22 protein-coding genes are annotated in these 23,371 nt (G+C 42.3%); 14 read left to right on the top strand and 8 right to left on the bottom strand.

From position 1 onward, the window contains the following. Positions 1-10: 10 nt before the first annotated feature. The 10 genes from mutS to lipA all read left to right on the top strand — a co-directional run bounded on the left by mutS (position 11) and on the right by lipA (position 11,031). Positions 11-2,605, top strand: a complete 2,595-nt coding sequence (gene mutS, locus DRF63_RS08805) for a DNA mismatch repair protein MutS (protein WP_005598969.1) — start codon at positions 11-13, stop codon at positions 2,603-2,605. Positions 2,606-2,830: 225 nt separating this feature from the next. Next, positions 2,831-3,145 carry a ribosome silencing factor gene (rsfS, locus tag DRF63_RS08800; protein WP_005619625.1) on the top strand — a complete coding sequence of 105 codons (315 nt, stop codon included), beginning with the start codon at positions 2,831-2,833 and terminating at the stop codon, positions 3,143-3,145. A 22-nt stretch (positions 3,146-3,167) separates the two neighbouring features. After that, positions 3,168-3,635: a 23S rRNA (pseudouridine(1915)-N(3))-methyltransferase RlmH gene (gene rlmH / locus DRF63_RS08795; RefSeq protein ID WP_005598965.1), complete on the top strand. Its 468-nt coding sequence runs from the start codon at positions 3,168-3,170 to the stop codon at positions 3,633-3,635. 81 nt (positions 3,636-3,716) lie between these two features. Then, the gene (gene mrdA / locus DRF63_RS08790; RefSeq protein WP_005598963.1) at positions 3,717-5,678 is read left to right on the top strand and encodes a penicillin-binding protein 2; all 1,962 of its coding nucleotides are present in this window, start codon (positions 3,717-3,719) and stop codon (positions 5,676-5,678) included. After that, positions 5,671-6,795 (top strand): rod shape-determining protein RodA, encoded by a 1,125-nt coding sequence (gene rodA, locus DRF63_RS08785; RefSeq protein WP_005605551.1) that lies wholly within the window; start codon positions 5,671-5,673, stop codon positions 6,793-6,795. The genes mrdA and rodA overlap by 8 nt, the downstream gene beginning before the upstream one ends. 173 nt (positions 6,796-6,968) lie before the next feature. Beyond that, positions 6,969-7,532 (top strand): septal ring lytic transglycosylase RlpA family protein, encoded by a 564-nt coding sequence (locus DRF63_RS08780; protein ID WP_005620516.1) that lies wholly within the window; start codon positions 6,969-6,971, stop codon positions 7,530-7,532. 95 nt (positions 7,533-7,627) lie between these two features. After that, positions 7,628-8,806 (top strand): serine hydrolase, encoded by a 1,179-nt coding sequence (locus DRF63_RS08775; protein ID WP_005598956.1) that lies wholly within the window; start codon positions 7,628-7,630, stop codon positions 8,804-8,806. A 133-nt stretch (positions 8,807-8,939) separates the two neighbouring features. After that, positions 8,940-9,239, top strand: a complete 300-nt coding sequence (ybeD, locus tag DRF63_RS08770; protein WP_005598954.1) for a DUF493 family protein YbeD — start codon at positions 8,940-8,942, stop codon at positions 9,237-9,239. Positions 9,240-9,270: 31 nt separating this feature from the next. Then, positions 9,271-9,927 carry a lipoyl(octanoyl) transferase LipB gene (lipB, locus tag DRF63_RS08765; protein ID WP_005598951.1) on the top strand — a complete coding sequence of 219 codons (657 nt, stop codon included), beginning with the start codon at positions 9,271-9,273 and terminating at the stop codon, positions 9,925-9,927. A gap of 111 nt (positions 9,928-10,038) precedes the next feature. Continuing rightward, positions 10,039-11,031 (top strand): lipoyl synthase, encoded by a 993-nt coding sequence (lipA, locus tag DRF63_RS08760; protein ID WP_005598949.1) that lies wholly within the window; start codon positions 10,039-10,041, stop codon positions 11,029-11,031. A gap of 129 nt (positions 11,032-11,160) precedes the next feature. Here lipA and mscL read toward each other — a convergent pair whose 3' ends face one another. The 4 genes from mscL to DRF63_RS08740 form a co-directional block, all read right to left on the bottom strand. Then, positions 11,161-11,550: a large-conductance mechanosensitive channel protein MscL gene (gene mscL, locus DRF63_RS08755; protein ID WP_005620517.1), complete on the bottom strand. Its 390-nt coding sequence runs from the start codon at positions 11,548-11,550 to the stop codon at positions 11,161-11,163. 103 nt (positions 11,551-11,653) lie between these two features. Further along, positions 11,654-12,181: a menaquinone-dependent protoporphyrinogen IX dehydrogenase gene (hemG, locus tag DRF63_RS08750; RefSeq protein ID WP_005598945.1), complete on the bottom strand. Its 528-nt coding sequence runs from the start codon at positions 12,179-12,181 to the stop codon at positions 11,654-11,656. A gap of 14 nt (positions 12,182-12,195) precedes the next feature. Next, positions 12,196-13,674: a TrkH family potassium uptake protein gene (locus DRF63_RS08745; RefSeq protein ID WP_005598944.1), complete on the bottom strand. Its 1,479-nt coding sequence runs from the start codon at positions 13,672-13,674 to the stop codon at positions 12,196-12,198. Between the two features lie 80 nt (positions 13,675-13,754). After that, a complete protein-coding gene (locus tag DRF63_RS08740; RefSeq protein ID WP_005619629.1) occupies positions 13,755-14,381 on the bottom strand; it encodes a YigZ family protein in 627 nt (208 codons plus the stop codon). Between the two features lie 152 nt (positions 14,382-14,533). On the opposite strand from DRF63_RS08740, the gene DRF63_RS08735 reads away from it, so the two are divergent. The 3 genes from DRF63_RS08735 to modF all read left to right on the top strand — a co-directional run bounded on the left by DRF63_RS08735 (position 14,534) and on the right by modF (position 18,147). Further along, complete coding sequence (locus tag DRF63_RS08735; protein WP_012263301.1) at positions 14,534-15,484, top strand: TAXI family TRAP transporter solute-binding subunit; 951 nt, start codon at positions 14,534-14,536, stop codon at positions 15,482-15,484. Positions 15,485-15,646: 162 nt separating this feature from the next. Next, the gene (gene fmt / locus DRF63_RS08730) at positions 15,647-16,597 is read left to right on the top strand and encodes a methionyl-tRNA formyltransferase (protein ID WP_005598937.1); all 951 of its coding nucleotides are present in this window, start codon (positions 15,647-15,649) and stop codon (positions 16,595-16,597) included. A 92-nt stretch (positions 16,598-16,689) separates the two neighbouring features. Next, entirely contained in the window at positions 16,690-18,147 is a 1,458-nt protein-coding gene (gene modF / locus DRF63_RS08725; protein WP_005598935.1) for a molybdate ABC transporter ATP-binding protein ModF, read from the top strand. 58 nt (positions 18,148-18,205) lie between these two features. On the opposite strand, the gene DRF63_RS08720 is transcribed toward modF, so the two are convergent. The 4 genes from DRF63_RS08720 to DRF63_RS08705 are packed head-to-tail and all read right to left on the bottom strand — an operon-like array spanning position 18,206 to position 22,017. Beyond that, positions 18,206-18,856 carry an ABC transporter ATP-binding protein gene (locus tag DRF63_RS08720; RefSeq protein ID WP_005598933.1) on the bottom strand — a complete coding sequence of 217 codons (651 nt, stop codon included), beginning with the start codon at positions 18,854-18,856 and terminating at the stop codon, positions 18,206-18,208. Then, positions 18,853-19,650: an ABC transporter permease gene (locus tag DRF63_RS08715; protein ID WP_005598930.1), complete on the bottom strand. Its 798-nt coding sequence runs from the start codon at positions 19,648-19,650 to the stop codon at positions 18,853-18,855. The genes DRF63_RS08720 and DRF63_RS08715 overlap by 4 nt, the downstream gene beginning before the upstream one ends. After that, positions 19,650-20,807 (bottom strand): capsule polysaccharide transporter, encoded by a 1,158-nt coding sequence (locus DRF63_RS08710; RefSeq protein WP_005598927.1) that lies wholly within the window; start codon positions 20,805-20,807, stop codon positions 19,650-19,652. The genes DRF63_RS08715 and DRF63_RS08710 overlap by 1 nt, the downstream gene beginning before the upstream one ends. A 25-nt stretch (positions 20,808-20,832) precedes the next feature. Continuing rightward, positions 20,833-22,017: a polysaccharide biosynthesis/export family protein gene (locus DRF63_RS08705; RefSeq protein ID WP_043991904.1), complete on the bottom strand. Its 1,185-nt coding sequence runs from the start codon at positions 22,015-22,017 to the stop codon at positions 20,833-20,835. A 233-nt stretch (positions 22,018-22,250) separates the two neighbouring features. On the opposite strand from DRF63_RS08705, the gene DRF63_RS08700 reads away from it, so the two are divergent. Further along, on the top strand, positions 22,251-23,363 hold the full coding sequence (locus DRF63_RS08700; protein WP_005598923.1) for a stealth family protein: 1,113 nt from the start codon (positions 22,251-22,253) through the stop codon (positions 23,361-23,363). The last annotated feature ends 8 nt before the right edge of the window (positions 23,364-23,371 follow it).

The following is a 23,371-nucleotide window of genomic DNA, read 5'->3' as shown; positions in this document are numbered from 1 at the left end:
CTGCGAAGCCATGACTCAAGATCTTTCTAAGCACACGCCGATGATGGCGCAATATTTGCAACTTAAAGCGCAAAATCCTGATATTTTGTTGTTTTATCGTATGGGCGATTTTTACGAATTATTTTATGACGATGCTAAAAAAGCGGCGGCGTTGTTAGATATTTCTTTGACCAAGCGCGGCGCATCGGCAGGCGAGCCGATTCCGATGGCGGGTGTGCCTTATCATGCGGTAGAAGGCTATTTAGCTAAATTGGTTTCATTGGGCGAATCGGTGGCGATTTGTGAGCAAATTGGCGATCCGGCAACCAGTAAAGGGCCGGTTGAACGTAAAGTGGTACGTATCGTTACCCCCGGTACCGTAAGTGATGAAGCGTTATTACCGGAACGTCAGGACAATTTAGTCGCAGCGATTTATGAAGAAAAAGGCGTGTTTGCGATTGCTACGCTAGATATGACTTCCGGACGTTTTTTAATTACCGAATTACCAAATAAAGAAGCGCTCGCTGCCGAATTACAACGCTTACTACCGGCGGAGATTCTCTATGCGGAAGATTTTTCCGCCGCTGAAATTTTAAATAATTATAAAGGCTTACGTCGCCGTCCGGTGTGGGAGTTTGAGTTAGTCACGGCGATTAATTTATTAAATCGCCAATTCGGTACGCAAAGTTTAGCCGGTTTTGGGGTGGAAAAAGCCGTGGTGGCATTATGTGCGGCAGGTTGTGTTTTGCATTATGCACAAGAAACGCAACGTACCGCCTTACCGCACATCAACAGTATTCATCTGGCGCAAAATAGCGATACCGTTTTGTTAGATGCGGCAACTCGCCGTAACTTAGAACTTACCCAAAATTTAGCCGGCGGAACGGAAAATACTTTAGCGGCAGTTTTAGATAAATGCGTTACGCCAATGGGCAGCCGTTTGCTGAAACGCTGGATTCATCAACCGATTCGTGACCTAGAAAAACTGAAAAAGCGTCAAGATATAATTGACACTTTGCAAAAAGAACAACGTATCGAACCGCTTCAGCCGTTACTCCAAAACGTTGGCGATATGGAGCGAATCCTTGCACGTGTTGCATTGCGCTCGGCTCGCCCGCGTGATTTAACCCGTTTGCGTACCGCCTTGGCTCAATTGCCTGATATTGCAAAAAATGCGAAAAATTTGACCGCTTCGCTTGATGCACTTGTGGCACAAATAGGCGATTTCAGCGAATTACACGCACTGCTTGAGCGTGCGATTATTGAAACGCCTCCACAATTAATTCGTGACGGCGGTGTGATTGCAGAAGGTTACAATGCGGAGTTGGACGAATGGCGAGAGCTTTCTGCCGGTGCAACGCAATATTTGGAAAATCTCGAAATTCGAGAAAGAGAAGCAACCGGTATTGATACGCTAAAAATCGGCTTTAATGCAGTACACGGCTACTATATTCAAATTAGCCAAGGGCAAGCGCATAAAGCCCCTATGCACTACGTGCGCCGCCAAACTCTGAAAAATGCCGAGCGTTATATTATTCCCGAGCTGAAAACTTATGAAGATAAGGTGCTGAAAGCAAAAGGTGCGTCATTGGCGTTAGAAAAGCAACTTTATGATGAGTTGTTCGATTTACTGATGCCGCGCTTGGGCGAAATGCAATTAGCGGCGATGGCGTTATCCGAATTAGACGTACTGACCAATCTTGCAGAACGTGCGGAAAGTTTGAACTATGTGCGTCCGACGTTCAGCTTACAACGAGGTGTGAATATCAAAGGTGGTCGCCATCCGGTGGTGGAACAAGTGTTAAAAGATCCGTTTATTGCCAATCCGGTATTCTTAAACGCACAACGTCATTTATTGGTGGTAACCGGCCCGAATATGGGCGGTAAAAGTACCTATATGCGTCAAATCGCATTGATCAGCTTAATGGCATATATCGGCAGTTTTGTACCGGCGGACAGTGCCGAAATCGGTGCGTTAGACCGAATTTTTACCCGTATCGGCGCAAGTGACGATTTAGCCTCCGGCCGTTCGACCTTTATGGTGGAAATGACCGAAATGGCGAATATTCTACATCAGGCAACCGAAAACAGCTTAGTGCTGATCGATGAAATCGGGCGTGGTACTTCAACTTATGACGGTTTATCGCTGGCGTGGGCGTGTGCCGAATGGTTAGCCAAGAAAACCCAATCGCTCACCTTATTTGCGACGCACTATTTTGAGCTGACCAGTTTACCAAGTCAGTTAAAAGGCGTTGCGAACGTGCATTTAGATGCCCGAGAACATCAGGATTCCATCGTGTTTATGCACAGCGTACAAGAAGGTGCGGCAAGTAAAAGTTATGGTTTAGCAGTAGCGGCGCTTGCCGGCGTACCGAAACAGGTGATTCAATTGGCGAAACAGCGTTTAGCGCATTTGGAAGAGATCTCATTACAAACCAAAGAAGCGCACGATAACCCGCAAGGCGATTTATTATTCGCTGCGGATTTGCAAGAAACGCCGCAAATTCAACCGCTTGTTGCACAACAAAGCGAACTGGAAAAAGCATTAATGAGCATCGACCCCGATGAACTCACCCCTCGCCAAGCGTTGGAAGCGTTATATCGTTTGAAGAAATTAATGGCTTAAAGGGAGAGAGCCACAACGTGGCTCGAATAAGTTAGCGCCATACGGCTCGTATGGAGTAAAACGAGAACAAATGGCACAGCTTTAAGCCGATTAAATACAAGCGGTCGTATTGGTAAAAAAATTTGCAAATACGACCGCTTTACTTTTGTCTATTTGTTATATTGTAACGAATTTGTGTTAAAATTTAGCGTTTGTATTTTTAGTAAATTTGAAAGAGAACCGAACGTGGAACAGAATTTAGTCGAATTTTTAACGAAAACTTTAGATGATTTAAAAGCGCAAGATATTTTAGCGATTGACGTGCGTGGTAAATCGAGCATTACCGATACCATGATTATCGCAACCGGTACTTCGGTACGTCACGTGGCTTCAACCGCCGATCGTTTAAGTGCGGAAGCAAAACAAGCGGGCTTTGAAGTATTTGGCGAAGAAGGTAAAGCGGTCGCCGATTGGATTGTGGTCGATTTCGGTCAAGCGATTGTGCATTTATTACAAGCGGATGCCCGTGAAATGTATCAATTAGAAAAACTGTGGGCATAATCGTCATTTTCGTGGTGGCACAATGAAAATACAATTAATTGCGGTCGGGCAAAAAATGCCGGATTGGGTAAAGGTCGGTTTTGAAGAGTACCAACGCCGTTTCCCGAAAGATATGCCGTTTGAGCTGATTGAGATTCCCGCCGGTAAACGCGGCAAAAATGCGGATATTAAACGCATTTTAGAACAAGAAGGCAAAGCGATGTTAGCCGCCGCCGGTAAAGGCAAAGTTGTGACCTTGGATATTCCGGGCAAGCCGTGGACAACCGAACAATTGGCGAGCCAATTGGAGGCGTGGAAAAATGACGGGCGAGACGTATGCTTATTGATCGGCGGGCCGGAAGGACTTTCGCCGGAATGTAAAGCCGCTGCGGAACAAAGCTGGTCTCTTTCGCCGCTAACCTTACCGCATCCGATGGTGCGCGTAATTGTTGCTGAAAGTTTATATCGTGCGTGGTCACTTACGACAAATCATCCTTATCATCGAGAATAGCTTGATCTCGAACGGACATGGTAAAAATGCCGAAATTTTGACCGCTTGTTCCGTTCGCTAGAGAACAAAATGAGATAAACAATGTTTGGTAAACTCGGAAAATTAACCAATCCAAAACCTCGTGAAAAAGTGCGGGACGGACAAGCGGAGAGCAATCTGTTTGCCCGTCGTGCACTGGTCGCATTTCTTGGAGTATTGGTGCTTACGGGCGTGTTATTAACCAACCTGTATCATTTACAAGTGGTAAATTATGACGACTACCAAACGCGTTCCAACGGGAACCGTATCAAACTATTACCTGTTCCGCCGACTCGCGGCTTGATCTACGACCGCAACGGTAAAGTATTAGCCGAAAACATTACCTATTTCGGGCTTTATATCATTCCTGAAAAAACCGAAAACCTAGAAGAAACGTTAGTTGAATTGCGTGATGTGGTCGGGCTGACCGACGAAGATGTGGAAGCGTTCCGCAAAGAGAAGAAACGTACTTCTCGCTATACGCCGATTTTGTTAAAAGGCAATTTAAACGAGGAACAAATGGCGCGTTTTGCGGTAAATCAATATCGTTTCCCGAGTTTAGACGTACAGGCGTATTACAAACGTAATTATCCTTACGGCGAAACCTTGACCCATATTCTCGGTTATGTGGCGAAAATCAACGAAAGAGATAAGAAAAAGCTCGAAGAAGAGGGTAAGTTCGGTAATTATGCCGGCTCGCACGATATGGGTAAATTGGGCATTGAGAAATATTATGAAGACCAATTACACGGACAGACCGGCTTTGAAGAAGTGGAAATCAATAACCGAGGCAAAGTGATTCGCAAATTGCGTGATCAACCGGGTGTAGCGGGCAGTAGTATTCGTTTAACCATTGATGTGGAATTGCAGCAATATATTCAGAATTTACTCGGTGATCAAAAAGGTTCGGTGGTGGTGCTTGACCCGCGTGACAGCAGCGTATTGGCGATGGTTACCAACCCGAGCTACGACAATAATTTATTTGTCGGCGGCGTATCGGGAGCGGATTATAAACGCTTATTGGAAAATCCGGCTCGTCCGTTATATAGTCGAGCGACACAGGGAACTTATCCGCCGGCTTCGACAGTGAAACCGTTTTATGCGGTAATGGGATTGGCGGAAGGCAAAATTACGCCGCAAAATGCGATTTATGACCCGGGTTTTTGGATTTTACCGGGGACGACACAACGTTACCGAGATTGGAAAAAAGGCGGTCACGGTTCGACTAATGTGAATAAAGCGATTACCGAGTCTTCCGATACGTTCTTCTATCAGCTCGCTTATGATACCGGTATCGATAAAATGTCGGAGTGGATGCGTAAATTCGGCTTCGGACAGAAAACGGGGATTGATATTTTTGAAGAATCCGCCGGTGTATATCCGAATCGTGAGTGGAAACAACGCCGTCATAAAAAACCGTGGGTACAAGGTGATACGATTCCGGTAGGGATCGGTCAAGGTTACTGGATTGCAACACCGTTACAAGTGGCAAAAGCACAAGCGATCTTAATTAATAACGGTCGTGTAAACACGCCGCATTTGATGATGGAAGTCATCGGCAGTGATAAAACCGAGCCTTACAAAGATCCGCTGTTATATGAAGATATTCAAGACGTGCCCGAGCGTTTTTGGCAAGTGGCGAAATTCGGAATGTACAACGTAATTAATGCGGCAAACGGTACGGGGCGCAAAGCCGGCGGTTCGTTTTATCGAGCGGCGGGTAAAAGCGGTACGGCGCAGGTGTTTAACTTAAACGGCGGTAAGTACAATAAAAATGCGCTGAAAAAAGAGCTGCACGACCATGCGTGGTTTATCAGTTATGCGCCGTATGAAGAGCCGAAAGTTTCGGTAGCGATTATTTTAGAAAATGCGGGCGGCGGCGGCTCTAATGCAGCGCCGGTGGCTCGCCAAGTGATGGATTTTGCGTTAAGAAAAACCTTAAAAGAACCGATGGGAACATCAGAACCGTTGCAAAATATCGAGCAAATTCAACCGCTTGAAGAGGGACAGGCAAATAATGAGTAGCGGAATCAGAAAATTTTTTTGGAAGATTTTTTCCCTTGACGTATGGCTGTTGCTCGGCTTGTTGGCGATTACCGGTTACGGTTTGATTGTGCTGTATAGTGCCAGCGGTGCGAGTGAAAAAATGTTTACCAACCGTATTATTCAAGTTTCGCTCGGCTTGGGTTTAATGCTTCTTATGGCAATGATTCCGCCTCGTTTTTATGAACGAATTTCGCCTTATCTCTACCTCGTTTGTATTGTCATGCTGATTTTGGTGGATTTAATCGGTGAAACCAGTAAAGGTGCGCAACGTTGGTTAAATTTGGGCTTTGTTCGATTTCAGCCGTCGGAAATCGCCAAACTGTCCGTGCCGCTGATGGTAGCGACTTATTTGGCAAAACGAGCGTTACCGCCAAGCTTGAAAGATACCTTTATTGCGTTGGGAATCATTATTGTGCCGACTTTATTAGTGGCGGCGCAACCGGACTTAGGTACGTCGATTTTAGTTTGTGCCGCCGGTATTTTCGTGCTGTTTTTAGCCGGATTAAGTTGGAAATTAATTAGTGCCGGTGTGATTTTCTTAGCCGGTTTTATTCCGATTATGTGGTTTTTCTTAATGCACGACTATCAGAAAACCCGTGTAATGACCTTAATTGATCCGGAAAAAGACCCGTTGGGTGCCGGCTATCATATTATTCAATCGAAAATTGCCATCGGTTCCGGCGGAATTAACGGTAAAGGTTGGATGGAAGGCACGCAATCGCAGCTGGAATTTTTACCCGAGCCGCATACCGATTTTATTTTTGCCGTACTGGGCGAAGAACACGGTATGATCGGGATTTTAATCCTATTGGCGATTTATTTGTTTATTATCGCCAGAGGATTAGTAATCGGCGCTAAGAGCGATTCCGCCTTCGGACGTTTGATTTCAGGCGGTACATCGCTGCTATTCTTTGTTTATGTATTTGTAAACATTGGTATGGTGAGTGGTATTTTACCGGTAGTTGGTGTACCCTTACCGCTGTTTAGCTATGGGGGAACCTCCTATGTGACCCTAATGGCTGCGTTCGGGTTGATGATGTCCGCTTATGTGCATCGTAAGCGTATCAGCGGTAACAACCCGTATAGTAAACTTTAAGTCAGGCTCTACAGGCTGATATAGGGCTTGAACTTTTGCTTTTTTGCGGTATCAAAAAGCACATACAAGAGCAGTTATCTATCAAAAGAAAGATTAACAGCCACCACAAGACAATCCTGTTTTGTGGGCAAAACACATCGTTACACAGTACGATATCTAAATGAGGAAAACTTATGCGATTAAGTAAAATGGTAACCCTGTTGTTAGCTGGATTCTTAACATTCGGATCATTGAATTCTGTTGCAGCAACCAAAAACGCAAAACCTAGCGCAGTAAAGAAGTATCTTATTGCTAAAACTGCAAAAAAATCAGTAAAAAACGCTGCTTTAACAGCGAAAGCGAGAGCGAATAAAATCGCATTAGTTAAAAAAAGATCGCTTAAAGAACAACATAAACATACTACTCGTAGCCACTATCAGTCTGGTGTTGCAAGTTACTATGCAGATAAATTTAACGGACGCCGTACCGCAAACGGCGAAAGATTTAGCAATTCGGCAATGACCGCGGCACACAAAACGTTACCTTTCGGTACTTTAGTCGAAGTAACCAATACCCGTAATGGTCGTTCGGTTGTCGTTCGCGTAAACGATCGCGGACCTTATGCGCATGCCCGTGTAGTGGATTTATCGAAAGCCGCAGCACGTCAATTGGGTATGTACAGTTCCGGTACGGCACACGTGAAATTAGCCGTGCTAAATAAAAAAGCTACTTCTGTAGCGAGCGAAGAAGATATTTAAATATTTTATATCTCGCATCAGGGTTTGTTGAGTTTCAACAAGCCCTTGTTTGCTTTATATCACCTGTTGTTTCCCCCAAAGAATTGGATGCTTTTATGAAAAGAACGTTATTAAAATCCGTAAGCCTTTGCGCTTTAGCCGTTTCTCAATTTGCGATCGCAGACGCAAATGTGGATTTCGGTATTTCCGCACCGCAATTAAATGCACAGACCTATATTTTAATGGACTATAATTCGGGTAATGTATTGGCAAGTTTAAATCCGGATCAACGTCAATATCCGGCATCATTGACCAAAATGATGACCAGTTATGTAGTGGGGGACGCCCTTAAACAAGGTAAAGTAAAAAACAGCGATATGGTGACGGTTACCGAGAATTCTTGGGCGCAAAAATTCCCGGGATCATCATTAATGTTCTTGGATTTAAACACGCAAGTTTCGGTTGCCGATTTAATGCGCGGTTTAATTATCGTATCGGGTAATGATGCGGCGGTGGCGTTGGCGGAACATACTTCCGGCTCGCAACAAGCCTTTATCGACCAAATGAACAAGTTCGGTCAGCAATTCGGTTTGAAAAATACCAATTTTACGACCGTACACGGTTTGGATGATCCGAATCAATATTCATCTGCACGCGATATGGCGATTATCGGTGTGCATGTTATTCGTGATCAGCCGGAAGAATATAAAATTTATGCCGAAAAAGAATTTAAATACAACATTAAAAAAGCACAGCCGAACCGTAACGGTTTGCTTTGGGATAAAACGATTAATGTGGACGGTATGAAAACAGGTCACACCAGTCAAGCCGGTTATAATTTAGTCGCATCCGCAACGAATAACAACACCCGTTTAATTTCGGTGGTAATGGGCGTACCGACGTATAAAGGCCGTGAAGTCGAAAGTAAAAAACTCCTGCAATGGGGTTTTGCAAACTTTGAAACGGTAAAATCGTTACAAGCGGGACAAGCGGTTTCCGAACAGAGCGTTTACTACGGCGAAGCGGATAAAGTCCAACTCGGTTCAATTCAAGACAGCTTTGTGACCGTACCGAAAGGTAAGGCGTCCGAATTAAAAGCTCGTTACGAGTTGGAACGTAAAAACCTTGAAGCGCCTTTAGCGAAAGGTCAGGTTATCGGTAAAGTGATTTACCAATTGGACGGTAAAGATGTTGCAAGCAGCGATCTGCAAGTGTTACAAGACGTACCTGAAGCGGGTATTTTCGGTAAAGCATGGGATTGGGTGGTATTAACCGTTAAGAGTTTATTTGACTAATCTCGGCTAACTTGTAATGTTTAAAATCGTCCCCATATTCGGACGAGTAATATACAAGCGGTATGATTTCGCAAAGTTCTTGCAAGATCATACCGCTTAGTCTTAATAGTATAAAAGAGAAAAGGATATAAATATGACCCAATCAAGAACAGTAAACCTACAAGACTTACCACAGGCAAAATTAAAAGATTTATTAGAATTTCCGTGTTCATTCACTTTTAAAGTGGTGGGTACGCATCGTGAAGATTTAGTGGATGATGTGGTGGCAATCACGCAAATTCATGCGAAAGGCGATTATAACCCGCGCCAACAACGTAGCTCAAAAGGCACTTATAATTCGGTTTCCATCGACATTATTGCCGAGCATATCGACCAAGTCGAAACGCTTTATGTCGAGCTTGCTAAAATTTCAGGCGTGAGAATGGTCTTATAATAAGTCACTCATTCCGAACGGAGATAATCTGATGAATCAACTTATTGTTCGCCAACTTGGTGTGCAGCCTTATGAAGAAATCTGGCATCAAATGCAAGATTTTACCGATAATCGTAATGAAAATACTGCGGATGAAATTTGGTTAGTACAGCATCCCTCGGTGTTTACTCAAGGTTCTGCCGGTAAGCCGGAACATTTACTCAATCCGACCAATATTCCTGTGGTGCAAACCGATCGCGGCGGGCAAATTACCTACCACGGCGAAGGTCAGCAGGTCATGTATGTGTTGATTGATATTAAGCGTTTAAAAGCACAAGGCAAAGACGTTTCGGTACGAGATTTGGTAACTGCTTTGGAGCAGTGCGTAGTAAAAACTTTAGCGGATTATGGGATTGAGGGTTATCCGAAGCCGGATGCGCCGGGCGTGTATATTAACGGTAAGAAAATCTGTTCGTTAGGGTTGCGTATTCGTCAAGGGCGTTCGTTTCACGGTTTGGCGTTTAATGTGAATATGGATTTAACGCCGTTTAGAAATATTAATCCGTGCGGTTATGCCGGATTAGAAATGACCCAATTAAAAGATTATATTGCCGAATCGGAAGCTCAATGCGATTTAGTTTCCCCTAAATTAGTTGCGCACTTTTACAACATTTTAGGGTATAATGCACAACAAATTATTAACAAATAATGTGTAGTCAATATTTGCCCGTTAAGAGCAAATCATCAGAATTATAATATCTGTGTGTCGGGGCGGAGTTATCTCCGCCCTTTAACATTGCATAGAGAAGGATAGAACTTAATGACAACTGCGACAGGTACTAAGCCTAAAAAAATGGAAGCGTTTAAAATGGAGCGTGGCGTGAAATATCGCGATGCTGCCAAAACATCGGTAATTCAAGTACGTAATATCGACCCCGATCAAGAGCTATTACCGAAACCGAGTTGGATGAAAATTAAATTACCGGCGGCTTCGGCGAAAATCGACAGTATCAAACACGGTATGCGCCGTCACGGCTTACACTCCGTTTGTGAAGAAGCGTCTTGTCCTAATTTACACGAATGTTTTAACCACGGTACGGCAACCTTTATGATTATGGGTGCAATCTGTACGCGTCGTTGTCCGTTCTGTGACGTTGCACACGGTAAACCGCTACCGCTAGATCCGGAAGAACCGCGTAAAGTGGCGGAAACCGTGCAAGATATGAAACTAAAATATGTGGTAATCACTTCGGTGGATCGTGACGATTTAGCTGACCGCGGAGCGGCGCACTTTGCGGCGACAGTACGTGAAATCAAAGCCTTGAATCCGGAATGTAAAGTGGAGATTCTAGTGCCGGATTTCCGTGGCCGTGTAGAACAAGCGGTCGAAATTTTAAAACAAAATCCGCCGGACGTATTCAACCACAATCTTGAGAATGTGCCGCGTTTATACCGTGAAGTACGCCCGGGTGCGGACTACAAATGGTCGCTTGAATTACTTAAAATCTTCAAACAAGAATTTCCGAATATTCCGACCAAATCGGGTTTAATGGTAGGGCTTGGCGAAACCAACGAAGAAATTTTAGAAGTGATGCAAGACTTGCGCGACCACGGCGTAACCATGCTGACGATCGGTCAATATTTACAACCTAGCCGTCACCATTTAAAAGTGGAACGTTATGTACCGCCGGAAGAATTTGATATGTTCCGTAGCGAAGCGGAAAGAATGGGCTTTGAGCATGCCGCTTGCGGTCCGTTTGTACGTTCTTCCTATCACGCCGATTTACAAGCGAAAGGCGAATTAGTCAAATAAATTGCAAAAAGAAAGAGAAAGCCGACCGCTTTCTCTTTTCGTATAAGTTGATAGCAAAATGGCGAGCATAAGCTCGCCATTTATTTTCCTTAGGTAAGGCGAGCTTCCGCTCCCTCTTTTTTATTCGAATTATTTTTTCAATAAATCACGAATTTCAGTTAATAATTTTTCTTCCGCTGTCGGTTCAGCCGGTGCGGCTTCCGCCGGTTTTTTAATTTTGTTGATTACTTTTACCATACCGAATACGGCGATAGCGATAATTAAGAAATCAAATACGTTTTGAATAAACGCACCGTATTTTAACATTACCGCTTCGGCACCTTCTTTTGCCGGTGCGATTTCGATAGCGAGATCTTTAAAATCTACGCCGCCGATTAACCAACCGATAGGCGGCATTACTACATCGCTGACTAATGAAGAGACGATTTTACCGAATGCACCGCCGATGATCACACCGACAGCCATATCGACTACGTTACCTTTTACCGCAAATTCACGGAATTCTTTTAAAATGCTCATTGCTTTTCCTTTTTCATTGAAATTTATACCCACTATTAGGCATTAATCGGTTAATTATAAAACAAACGGTAATATCCTATTAACACTTTTAACTAAATTTACACTATTCCACTTCGTTCAGTCTTTGACCGAATCGGCTGACTTGTTGCCAATCGGTGTATTCGTATTCTTTACTCGCATCCGTTTCGCCTTTAGTCAGTTTCATAATTAACTGGATACACAGACGGTCGAATAACGTATAGCGAGGATATAACAACGCACCGGCAATCACTTCCACTTGAGTCGGTTTCCACTTAATTTTAGCGAGAAACTTACGGGTATAAACATTGGTTTCCGGCGTTTTGCGATTCGCTTTGCGAGCGGTTAAATTTACGCTAAAAAATGCGGAAGGTTTTTGATTTAACACTTGATGATGTCGTTCGATAAACTGATAGACCAAGTCATTGAAATGGCCGTAACGAATTGATGCGCCGATAACAATTTGATCGGCGTTTGCCAATTTTTCGGCAAAATCGACCGCTTGCGTTTGTAGAGAAAGCAGTTCCGTTTCGTGAGTGATTTCTTGCGCTATTTTTTCCGCAATACGTTTGGTTTGACCGTCGGTCGTAAAATAGAGAATGAGAGTTTTCATTGATTTATTCCATGTTAATCTTTCCAGAATACCGGACTTAAAATAACTAAGAGAGTAAACACTTCTAAACGCCCGCATACCATCGCGATAGTGAGTACCCATTTGGCACCGTCCGGCACTTGGGTAAAGTTACTGCTGACGTTACCTAAGGCAGGGCCGAGATTGTTCAGTGATGCAACCACCGCATTAAAGGCGTCAAACGTTTCCATACCGAAGGCAATGGTGCCGAACCAACACATTACGAACACAAAAATATAAGCGGAAAAGAAAGCCCAAATACCTTCTTCGATACGCTCCGAGAAAATATGCGCACCGAGTTTGATCGGTTTAACCGAATTAGGGTGGACGAAACGGTGAATTTCTCGGTTTGCTTGTAAGTATAACAACATTACCCGAATCACTTTTAATCCGCCGCCGGTCGAGCCGGCACAACCGCCGATAAAGGATGCCATCACTAATAAGATCGGTAAAAAAGACGGCCATTGGCTAAAATCATTGGTGGTAAAACCTGCGGTGGTTGAAATCGATACCGATTGAAACAACGCGTGTTGGAAGGTGATTTCGGCATTATCAAAATAGTTATAAATACTTAAAATGGCAAAACAAATCAAAAACAGGCTTAATTGGATCACGGCAAATGAACGAAACTCATAGTCTTTCCAATAGAGTCGTTTGAATATATTGCCGGTTTGTTTGTTATTTTTATCTTTCAATTGATCGATTAAGGCAAAATGTAAGCCGAAGTTAATTGATGAAATCAGTAAAAATACGGCGGTAATGCTATTAATCACAATGCTGTCAAAATAACCGATGCTGGCGTCGTGCGTAGAAAAACCGCCAATCGAAATAGTGGCAAAGCTATGACAAATCGCATCAAACCAACTCATTCCCGCAATTTTAAACGCAAGTGCGCATAAAACGGTTAAGCTAAGGTAAATTTGCCACAGCAATTTAGAGATTTCGGCGATACGAGGGCGCATTTTTTGGTCTTTTAACGGCCCCGGCATTTCCGCACGGTAGAGTTTACCTAAACCGATAAGCGGAATAATCGCAATCGCCAATACGATGATCCCCATACCGCCTAGCCATTGTAAAAATTGGCGGTAAAAAAGAATCGCTTTCGGCAAATCGTCTAAACCGGTAATCACGGTCGCACCGGTTGTGGTCAGCCCGGAAAAAGATTCGAAAATCGATTCGCTAAAATTCAGATCGGGATGTTCTAAAATAATAAACGGCACCGCCCCGAGCGAACCTAATACCACCCAGAACAGTACCACGATTAAAAAACCTTCTCGCGAGCGCAGTTCATTTTTTTGGTTACGGCTAAACCACCAGAGTAGAGTCCCGACGCTAAACGTCAGTAAAAACGATTGTAGGAATTCCCGTCCGCCGCCGTCGCCATAAATAAGCGCGACGAAGGCAGGTAAGAGCATCGTAAATGAAAAGCTCATCACAAGAATGCCGACAATACGAAGAATTGATAAGAATTGCACAAAGACCTCAGATGAATCGGGTTCTTTTGCCCGAGAGTAAGCGGTTAAATGTCGTGAGATTTTAGCAAAAAAGTCGCTTGTTATGAATGATTCGCAAGGTTTTCAGCATCGATTAGAACAAGTTTTCCGGCAAAACGTTGAGTAATTTGTTGGCTAAAGCGTTCAAGTTCGTTCGGATTGACTGCTAAAGTTAAGTGAATTTTTTCGCTAAATTGCTGTTCGAGCAACACAATATCATGTTCGGCGATTAAATGTTGCAGCGTATTAAATTGATCGTATTCACACACAAGACGGTAATTTTGGCGTAATACCTTACGTTGTTTCTCAACTTGTAACAAGGCTTGTTGTACGCCGCCGCCGTAGGCTTTGACCAAACCTCCCGTACCTAACAGAATACCGCCGTAATAACGCACGACAACAGCGGTAATTTCTCCTAATCCCGAACCGAGTAAATAATTTAACATCGGTTTACCGGCGGTTCCCGACGGCTCGCCGTCATCCGAGAAACCGTATTGTTGCGAATCGGTCGGCGTGCCGGCAACCGTCGCCCAGCACCAGTGGCGTGCGTGCGGATGTAATGCTTTGATTTCAGCCCAAAAGGCTTTTGCCTGTTCCATCCCGTCCGTGTGGCAAAGATAGGTAATAAAGCGGCTTTTCTTAATTTCTTCTTCAAAAATGACGGTTTCTTGCGGGATAAAATATTCCATAACTTCGCCGAATGCTGCATAAATTGATGATGATACCCGAATTTGCAAAAATAGACCGCTTGTTTATAAAAAATGTAGAAAAAAGTTGCATATATTGTACGAAAAAGTATATCTTCAAAGCGCAAACACAATGTTATTTTGAGGGGTTCTCTATGAAAATATCTTATAAACTTTCCCTTTTGAGCGGTCTGTTACTCGCCGGTATCGTTCAAGCCGAACCGACACCGCTAAAATTAGGTACCGGTAGTGACAGCGGACTTTATTTTGTGACCGGCAATGCGATTTGCCAATTTGTCAATCGCAGTGAAAATCACACCGCTTGTAAACCGCTTGCCAGCGATGCCTCGGTTGATAATCTGAATAAAATTGCCAACGGTCAGTTAGATATGGGGATTGTCCAGTCGGATTGGCAGTATCACGCTTACCATGGCACCAGTTCGTTTGAAGGCAAAAAGAACGACAAACTACGTGCGATTTTCTCGATTTATCCCGAGCCGTTTACCTTAGTAGTACGCAATGATTCCGCTATTCAATCGGTCGATGATTTACAAGGTAAAAAAGTGAATGTCGGCGTGGATGGCTCCGGTACGCAAGCAACGATGAACGTGTTACTAAAAACCAAAGGTTGGACGGAAGCGAATTTCAAAGAAGTGTTAAAACTCACGCCGGCTGAAATGGGTAACGCATTATGCGAAAAAGATGTGGATGCGATTAGTTATAATGTCGGTCACCCAAATGCCGCACTCAAAGAAACCGCCAACAGTTGCGATATTCGCTTGATTCCGGTGGCTGATGAAGTGGTCGGTAAACTGGTGGCGGAGCAAGGCTATTACGCAAAAGCGACAATTCCGGCTAAAGTTTATAAAAATGTCGAACAAGCGGTCGATTCTTTCGGGGTTTATGCAACTTTAGTCACATCAAGCGATGTGAGTGAAGAACAGGTTTACCGAGTAGTAAAAGCGGTATTTGAAAACTTTGATCGCTTTAAAAAATCACATCCGGCATTTGCTCATTTATCCGAAACGGAAATGGTCAAAAATGCGCTATCCGCTCCGCTCCATTCCGGTGCTGTGAAATATTATAAAGAGCGTGGTTGGTTGTAATTACCTTCTCTGAACATATTTCCTTGATGGCGCTTGTCTTTGACGGGCGCTATCTTCTATGTAACCTGCGTATTTCGCGATTAAAAATCTTTATCACCAAACACAGTTGCCGTATTTCTTCTGTTACAATTCCATTATCCATTCACTTATCAACGAAAAATTATGTCAAAACTTAATATTATTTTTGCCGGCACACCTGATTTTGCCGCACAACACTTACAAGCATTATTAGATTCAGAACATAATGTGATTGCAGTTTATACCCAACCGGACAAACCTGCCGGCAGAGGTAAAAAACTGCAAGCCAGCCCGGTTAAACAATTAGCCGAACAACATAATATTCCGGTATATCAACCAAAATCTTTACGTAAAGAAGACGCACAAGCGGAATTAAAAGCACTGAATGCCGATGTAATGGTTGTAGTGGCTTACGGTTTAATCTTACCGGAAGCGGTACTGAATGCGCCGAAATACGGTTGTTTAAATGTGCACGGTTCGCTGTTACCACGCTGGCGTGGAGCGGCACCGATTCAACGCTCGATTTGGGCGGGCGATCAGGAAACCGGCGTGACCATTATGCAAATGGATATCGGCTTAGATACCGGCGATATGTTACATAAAGTTACCACACCGATTGCCGCAGACGAAACCTCCGCTTCGTTATATGCCAAATTAGCCGAACTTGCACCGCCGGCGTTATTAGAGGTGTTAAACGGGTTAGAAAGCCAAGCGTTTAAAGCGGAAAAACAAGATGAAGCGCTTTCCAACTATGCGGAAAAACTTTCAAAAGAAGAAGCAAAATTAGACTGGAATTTAACCGCTTGTCAGCTGGAACGTAATATTCGTGCATTTAACCCATGGCCTATTAGCTTTCTCACATTAGAGGTGGACGGTGTAGAGCAAAGCGTGAAAGTGTATCAAGCGAATGTGTTACCGCATCAAGCTAAAGCGGCAGGTACGGTCTTACAAGCGGATAAAAACGGGATTCAAATTGCAACACAAGAAGGCGTGTTAAATATTACTCAGTTACAACCTTCCGGCAAAAAACCGATGTCCGTACAAGACTTCCTTAACGGGCGTGCCGATTGGTTTGCAGTGGGAAAACAACTCTAACAAATAAAAACTATCGGATACGGAAAACATAACGCACACGCCTAATCATTATTCCATTGGCGTTGTGTTTTCCGTCATAACAGGAACACAACATGCCAAATATCAACATCCAGAACGCCTTATTTTCCCTTGCTCAACACAATAAACTCTCGATTGAATCACTGGAAATCAATACTCACGATTTCTGGGTGATTGTCGGCGGTAACGGCTCGGGCAAAACCGCTTTCGCCCAAGCGCTACATAATTCACTTTCGTTATATTCGGGTGAATATCAAAATAGTTTCCAGCATATCGCTTTACTTTCCTTCGAGCAGCAACAAAAAATCATCGAGCAAATCTTTAAACACCGTAACAACGATATGGTTTCACCGGATGATTTCGGTTTAACCGCCCGTCAAATTATCTTAAACGGTAGCGAAAGAACGCAATTATGCGAGGAATATGCGGCTAAATTACGTATCCAGCCGTTATTAGATCGCCCGTTTATTCAGCTCTCCACCGGCGAAAGCCGCAAAGTGTTATTTTGCCAAATGTTAGTCAGCGAACCGGATTTATTGATTTTAGATGAGCCTTTTGAAGGGTTAGACCAAGCCTCGGTCACTTATTGGCAGGAAGTGATGGCACAACTCGGTAAGCAAATGGCGGTGGTACTGATTTCCAACCGTTTTAATGATATTCCCGACTGTGCCACACATATTGCTTTACTGGATAACTTACAACTGATTTTACAAGGCGAACGTCAAGAGATTGAACAACAAGCGGTCTATTCTCAGCTAAAATTTGCAGAACAGAATGTGAATGCACCGTTGCCGGAGAGTGCCACACCGCTGATTCAACTCCCACCGAATACTAATCCGTTTGAACTGAAAAACGTAATGATCCGTTACGGCGAAAAAACGATTATTGATGATCTAACTTGGACGGTTGCCCCAAAACAACATTGGTGGATTAAAGGCCCGAACGGAGCAGGAAAATCGACCTTACTTTCTATTATTGCCGGCGATCATCCGCAATCTTACGCTAATTATGTGCATTTATTCGGTCGTCAGCGTGGTTCGGGCGAAACGATTTGGGATATAAAGAAAAATATCGGCTATGTGAGCAGCCAATTACATATGGATTATCGGGTGAATTGCTCTGCGTTAGACGTGATTTTATCCGGCTTTTTTGATTCAATCGGCGTTTATCAACAAGTACCGAGTGCCTTACAGCTAAAAGCAATGGAATGGCTGGAACGCTTGCATTTAGCCAATCTGGCGAAAAAACCGTTCCGTTCACTTTCGTGGGGGCAACAACGGTTATTATTGATTACTCGTGCTATGGTAAAACACCCGCCGATTCTGATTTTAGACGAACCGCTGCAAGGTTTGGACGGTGTAAACCGCAAATTGGTTAAACAATTTATCGAACAGCTTGTGACTAATAGTCAAACCCAGTTGCTATTTGTTTCGCACCAAGATGCGGACGCCCCAAATTGTATCACCCATTTATTTGAATTTGTTCCGCAAACTAACGGTGGTTACCGTTATGTGCAGACGGCGTTAAATTAGGTTTTTGACCTTTAAAGGAAATCCCCCTCTTTAGTAAAGAGGGGGGATGTGTGGGACTTTAAAGCGTTGAATTATAGAACTTATAAGCCTCGTCCATATTCTCAAATTTATACATAATCCCTTTATCTAATACCATTGCATTATCGCAATAAGACTTCATTGCTGACGGACTATGCGAAACCAAAATAATCGAACGATCTTTGCGCTTTTCAAATAATTCATGTTTACATTTTGCCGCAAAGCGAGAGTCACCTACCGCAATTACCTCATCAATTAAGTAGCAATCAAACTCTACCGAAAGCGACAAAGCAAAGGCAAGTCGGGCTTTCATGCCGGAGGAATATTTCTTAACCGGCTCATATAAATAATCACCCAATTCGGAAAATTCTTCGGTAAAGGCTTTAACGTATTCAATATCCGCATTATATATACGGCAAATAAAGCGTAAATTATCCATACCGGTTAAACTGCCTTGGAACGCCCCGCTGAAAGCGAGCGGCCAAGATATCGACATATTACGTTCGATAGTACCTGATGTTGGCGGCTCAACACCACTTAACAAACGGATTAGCGTTGATTTCCCTGCACCGTTACGCCCTAAAATACCGATTTTCTCGCCTTTTTTCAGCTCAAAATTAATATCTTGCAATACGGTTTTTTTACCGCTTCGAGTATAGTAATCTTTACTCACATTTTTTACGCTAATCATTGCGGTTCGATTCCTTTACTGAAGTTTTTTACCATAATGAGCCCAAAAAGTAACATGGCTACATCACATATTACGAGATAGCTTATACTTTCATATGTGATAACACTGTCGCCAAAATAACCGTGACGAAACATTTCCGTGCCGTGAATCATCGGTATTAAGGTTGCATATTGTTGAGCTTGGCTTGGTAGCGCATGCACAAAGAAAAATGCGCCTGAAAGAGGTAAAAGAACAAAGCTTAATGTTCCCCAGATTTTGCCAAATGCTTCAAATTTTTGTGCAATAGAACAAATAATCAAGCCTAATCCTAATGCAAAAAATGCCATTAATACCCACGCCATAACCATATAAAACGTATCTTTCGGCATTTCTATCCAGCCTAATAAAATGACTAATGCCATAATAATGATTTGGGCAATCGTTGCACCCGCTACCTCAAGTATGACACGAGCCAGTAAGGTATCTAATACGCGAACATTACGATGATAAAGAAGACTCAAGTTACCGGAAATTGCACCGATAGTGCGGTTTGATGCATTACGCCACATCATTGCCATTGGATAACCGGTAATCACAAAAGCAATAATATTTAAATCGGAAACGCGATCCGCTCGGATAAATTTCCACATCAAAACGATAAATAAAGTGAGTAATAGCGGCTCAACAAACAGCCATAAAAAACCCAAATTTTTTCGTCCGTAACGCGTAATAATTTCCCGCATGAGTAATGCACCGATTACTCTCCCTTGAATGGCGAGAGATTGGCGGAAAGTTGTTTGATCACCGTATTGCATTAGTTTTTGTGCTCTCTTACGCTTGCAATTAATAAACTTAATACACCATAAAGCATCAGACCGATAAAGAATGTCGCTAAAATATTATATAAGCGATAAGGCTCTTCCGCCCAGTCCGGTTTGCTTGGCTGACTGATTACTTCTAAATAAAGTTGCTGGCGATCCGCTTCATTTTTCGTATTTTGTAATGAGGTTAATGCTGCGGTCAATTGTTGCTGTGCCAGCTCGTTTGCAAGTACTAAGCGTTGGTAATCGGCAGTTTGAATAGCAATAGAGCTATTACTGTTACTGGAAAGCTGTTTTGATTGCTCATCGATTTCCTTACGTAAACTTTTTTGGCGCATAAGCAATGCATCAACTTGCGGGTTGTCCGGTGTAATAGATTGCAATTGAGCCAATTGTGTTTCTACACGAATCAATTCGCTTTTTAAGCTGGAAATTAATGAAAGTTGTACGCCGGATTGTGCCGGTAAATCAAAGATTTTATTTTTGATACGGTATTTACTTAAGTCGCTTGCCGTTGCATTTACATTATTTTCCGCTTCCTTAACCGCTTGTTCCGCAAATGAAATGGTATCTTTTCTTGCACGTTCGTTTAAACGGTTGATGAGTGTTTCACCTTCGGCAAGTAATTTTTGATTAATTTGTTGTCCCTCTTCTGCATTAAAAGCACGAATACGTAAGCTGGCAATACCGGATACAGAATCGAAATCAACACTTAAGCGATCTCGGAAATATTTGTAAAACGCTTCTTTACTATTATTTAAACCAAATCCATTAAAGCGAGCGATAATATCGCCTTGATTCTCATAGTATTCACGTATTGGTAGGTCTTTCATTAACTGTTCTAATGCCGTACGAGAATGCATATATTCTTGTACGGTATAAGTATCATCTTGAGCACGAGAAAATCCGGAACCTTGTAATAAGGCCCCGACACCGGTTAAAGCGGTCTGATTTTTAGGAGATCTTACAACGAAGCTTGATTCCGAAATATAAATATCGGAAGCAACAGAACCGAAATAAAAGGCTGATAATACCGTCGGAATCGCTACAGTTACCCAAAATAACGGATTAAGCTTTTTTAACCAACTTTTTTTCTGTTTAATCGGTTTCTGTAGTTTTTCTGCTGGACTGGTAGCAATAGGTGTTTCCATCTTTTGTCCTTATACATTCAATATATTAATAGGCACGAACGGCATTGGTCGTACTGGTAACCGGCGAAGTAATCGAGAAAATCATTCTCAAGAATTTTTGGAATTCAGACAACGGCGCATTTGAAACATACACAATATCTTTATCTTGCATTGGGAAACGCTGTAATAAAAACATGGATTGCGGCTCAAGTAAGTTCACACGATAAACCGTTGGTACATCCATTCCTATAGCGTAGCCTTTAGCTTGCCATTGTGCTTGTTGTTCCAAACTCAATTGTGCAAAAGGCACGTGACGGAATACGAAAACCCCTCTCGGATCCGAACGAGTATCAATTAAACCGCCCATCTTACCGATAGCTTCGGCAAGCGTAATTCCTTTACTTGAGAATTTCATTTGCTGGTTGTTACCCACCGCACCTAAACCGGTAAAACTATAAGGTGTGTTTAGCAGTGAAACAACATCGCCAGCACGTAACATAATATTTTGTGCCGGATCGGAAATTAACGTTTCGAATGCGAGTGTTTTTACTTCAGAACCACGGGTTAGCTTGACCGTCACATCTTCAATGTTTTCCGTTGTTCCGCCTACTGCAGCAACCGCATCTAATACACGTTCATTATTAGCGGTTAATGGCATACGAATACTATTGCCTTGACGAATAACCGTAACATCAGCAGAGTTATTATTCGCAATTTTGACTAATGCTTGCGGATGATTCGCTTTGCGCTGTAGTGCTCCAATAATTTGAGACTGAATCGCTTCCGGTGTTTTGCCTGCGACACGAATGTTACCCACGAACGGCACGGTAACCGTACCGTTTTGATTAACCATTTGTGCCGGTAATTGCGTTAAATGCCCGCTACCTTGTCCCTCAGAACTAAAAGTACCGCCAAACAGCACCGCCGGCGGAGCTTCCCAAATTGATATTTCAAGTACATCACCCACATTGACCGCACCGGCATAGCCCGCGCTGCCTACTGTGCCTAAAAATCCGGAAAATTGTTGGCTTTGCTGAGTTTGATACAACTGTTGAACTAAACCGTTATCCAGTTCCACCACATTTACTTCCGGTAAGGGTTTATCCGAACTTTGTGAATTAGCCTCTAAGATCGCACTATGGCTAGGGCCTGAAGTGGGTAAGCTTGAGCAGGCAGCCAAACTAGCAACCAGCCCCAAAGAAAGGAGTAATCTAAGTTTGATGAGTTTCATCTAATTTCTCTTCAATATATTAAGGAATAACAACTATATAGGTATGTCTTAAAATCCACATAAAGATTGATTTTAATAAGTTACCTAATCAAGAGAAATTAAATATAAAAAATTTACAAAAAAGCAATAATGCGTATAAAAAAACATCATTTGTAAAGAAAGTAAATAGAGAGGAGGGTTCAACAGATAAGCATTATAATCCAAGATTTACATAAAATATAATTGATAATATAATGAACAAAATGAATAGAAAATTTTCTAAGTTACTAAAAAATCCACATATTTTTTTTAGGGATTTTCTAAATAAAAAGTACCCTATAAAAAATACGGAACTTCCCTTCTCAGAATCTGAAGAAGCTAACTTAATAGAAGCAAACCAAAAATTAGATAAGATTATCCAAAAGAATACGTTGCAACAAACTAATATTGATGTGGTATTTACTTGGGTAGATGGTTCTGATCCTTCATGGCAAGCTAAATATTCCCAATATGCACCAAATTATCAAGCGAAATCCGCTCTATATGCAACGGATATCGCCCGATTTGAAGATCATAATGAATTATATTATTCAGTACATGCTGTACTTAAATATATGCCTTGGGTTAGGCATATATTTATTATAACAGATAATCAAAAGCCAAAGTGGCTGGATGAGACGAGACAAGAAAAAATTACACTAATCGATCATCAAGATATTATAGATAAAGAATATCTTCCAACGTTTAATTCCCATGTTATTGAAGCATTTTTACATAAAATTCCTAATTTAAGCGAGAATTTTATCTATTTTAATGATGATGTTTTTATTGCACGAGAACTACAAGCTGAACACTTTTTCCAAGCAAATGGTATTGCCTCTATATTTATGTCGGAAAAAAGCCTCACTCAAATGCGTAACAGAGGAACTATTACACCGACTCTTTCTGCTTCGGAATATAGTATTCGCTTACTAAACAAATATTACAATACAAATATTGACTCACCACTTGTACACACTTATATCCCATTGAAAAAAAGTATGTATGAATTGGCATGGCGGCGTTATGAGAAAGAAATTCTTGGATTTTTACCCAATAAATTAAGAACAAATAACGATTTAAATTTTGCAAACTTTCTTATTCCTTGGTTAATGTATTTCGAAGGGAAAGCAATGCCTAAAATAGATATTTGTTATTATTTTAATATTAGATCTCCAAATGCACTTACACAATATAAAAAACTTTTAAATAAAAAAAACATAGGCGAACAGCCTAATTCATTTTGCGCAAATGATTTTAATAGTCAAAAAAGTATTAACAACTATCAAAATCAATTGTTTTCTTTTTTAAACTCCTATTACAGTTAAGGATAATA

The organism is Actinobacillus pleuropneumoniae (genome assembly GCF_003290385.1).
Taxonomy (GTDB): domain Bacteria; phylum Pseudomonadota; class Gammaproteobacteria; order Enterobacterales; family Pasteurellaceae; genus Actinobacillus; species Actinobacillus lignieresii.
Note: the sequence above shows the minus strand (reverse complement) of the source record. Positions and strands in the feature narration are given on the sequence as shown.

Bases quoted from the DNA above. Each gene is read 5' to 3' on its own strand.
- DRF63_RS08705 (WP_043991904.1), bottom strand. From the start codon at position 22,017: ATGAAACTCATCAAACTTAGATTACTCCTTTCTTTGGGGCTGGTTGCT.
- lipB (WP_005598951.1), top strand. From the start codon at position 9,271: ATGAATCAACTTATTGTTCGCCAACTTGGTGTGCAGCCTTATGAAGAA.
- mscL (WP_005620517.1), bottom strand. From the start codon at position 11,550: ATGAGCATTTTAAAAGAATTCCGTGAATTTGCGGTAAAAGGTAACGTA.
- modF (WP_005598935.1), top strand. From the start codon at position 16,690: ATGCCAAATATCAACATCCAGAACGCCTTATTTTCCCTTGCTCAACAC.
- mutS (WP_005598969.1), top strand. From the start codon at position 11: ATGACTCAAGATCTTTCTAAGCACACGCCGATGATGGCGCAATATTTG.
- fmt (WP_005598937.1), top strand. From the start codon at position 15,647: ATGTCAAAACTTAATATTATTTTTGCCGGCACACCTGATTTTGCCGCA.
- rodA (WP_005605551.1), top strand. From the start codon at position 5,671: ATGAGTAGCGGAATCAGAAAATTTTTTTGGAAGATTTTTTCCCTTGAC.
- DRF63_RS08720 (WP_005598933.1), bottom strand. From the start codon at position 18,856: ATGATTAGCGTAAAAAATGTGAGTAAAGATTACTATACTCGAAGCGGT.
- DRF63_RS08700 (WP_005598923.1), top strand. From the start codon at position 22,251: ATGAACAAAATGAATAGAAAATTTTCTAAGTTACTAAAAAATCCACAT.
- DRF63_RS08735 (WP_012263301.1), top strand. From the start codon at position 14,534: ATGAAAATATCTTATAAACTTTCCCTTTTGAGCGGTCTGTTACTCGCC.
- ybeD (WP_005598954.1), top strand. From the start codon at position 8,940: ATGACCCAATCAAGAACAGTAAACCTACAAGACTTACCACAGGCAAAA.
- lipA (WP_005598949.1), top strand. From the start codon at position 10,039: ATGACAACTGCGACAGGTACTAAGCCTAAAAAAATGGAAGCGTTTAAA.
- rlmH (WP_005598965.1), top strand. From the start codon at position 3,168: ATGAAAATACAATTAATTGCGGTCGGGCAAAAAATGCCGGATTGGGTA.
- DRF63_RS08740 (WP_005619629.1), bottom strand. From the start codon at position 14,381: ATGGAATATTTTATCCCGCAAGAAACCGTCATTTTTGAAGAAGAAATT.
- DRF63_RS08780 (WP_005620516.1), top strand. From the start codon at position 6,969: ATGCGATTAAGTAAAATGGTAACCCTGTTGTTAGCTGGATTCTTAACA.
- mrdA (WP_005598963.1), top strand. From the start codon at position 3,717: ATGTTTGGTAAACTCGGAAAATTAACCAATCCAAAACCTCGTGAAAAA.
- DRF63_RS08710 (WP_005598927.1), bottom strand. From the start codon at position 20,807: ATGGAAACACCTATTGCTACCAGTCCAGCAGAAAAACTACAGAAACCG.
- DRF63_RS08715 (WP_005598930.1), bottom strand. From the start codon at position 19,650: ATGCAATACGGTGATCAAACAACTTTCCGCCAATCTCTCGCCATTCAA.
- hemG (WP_005598945.1), bottom strand. From the start codon at position 12,181: ATGAAAACTCTCATTCTCTATTTTACGACCGACGGTCAAACCAAACGT.
- DRF63_RS08775 (WP_005598956.1), top strand. From the start codon at position 7,628: ATGAAAAGAACGTTATTAAAATCCGTAAGCCTTTGCGCTTTAGCCGTT.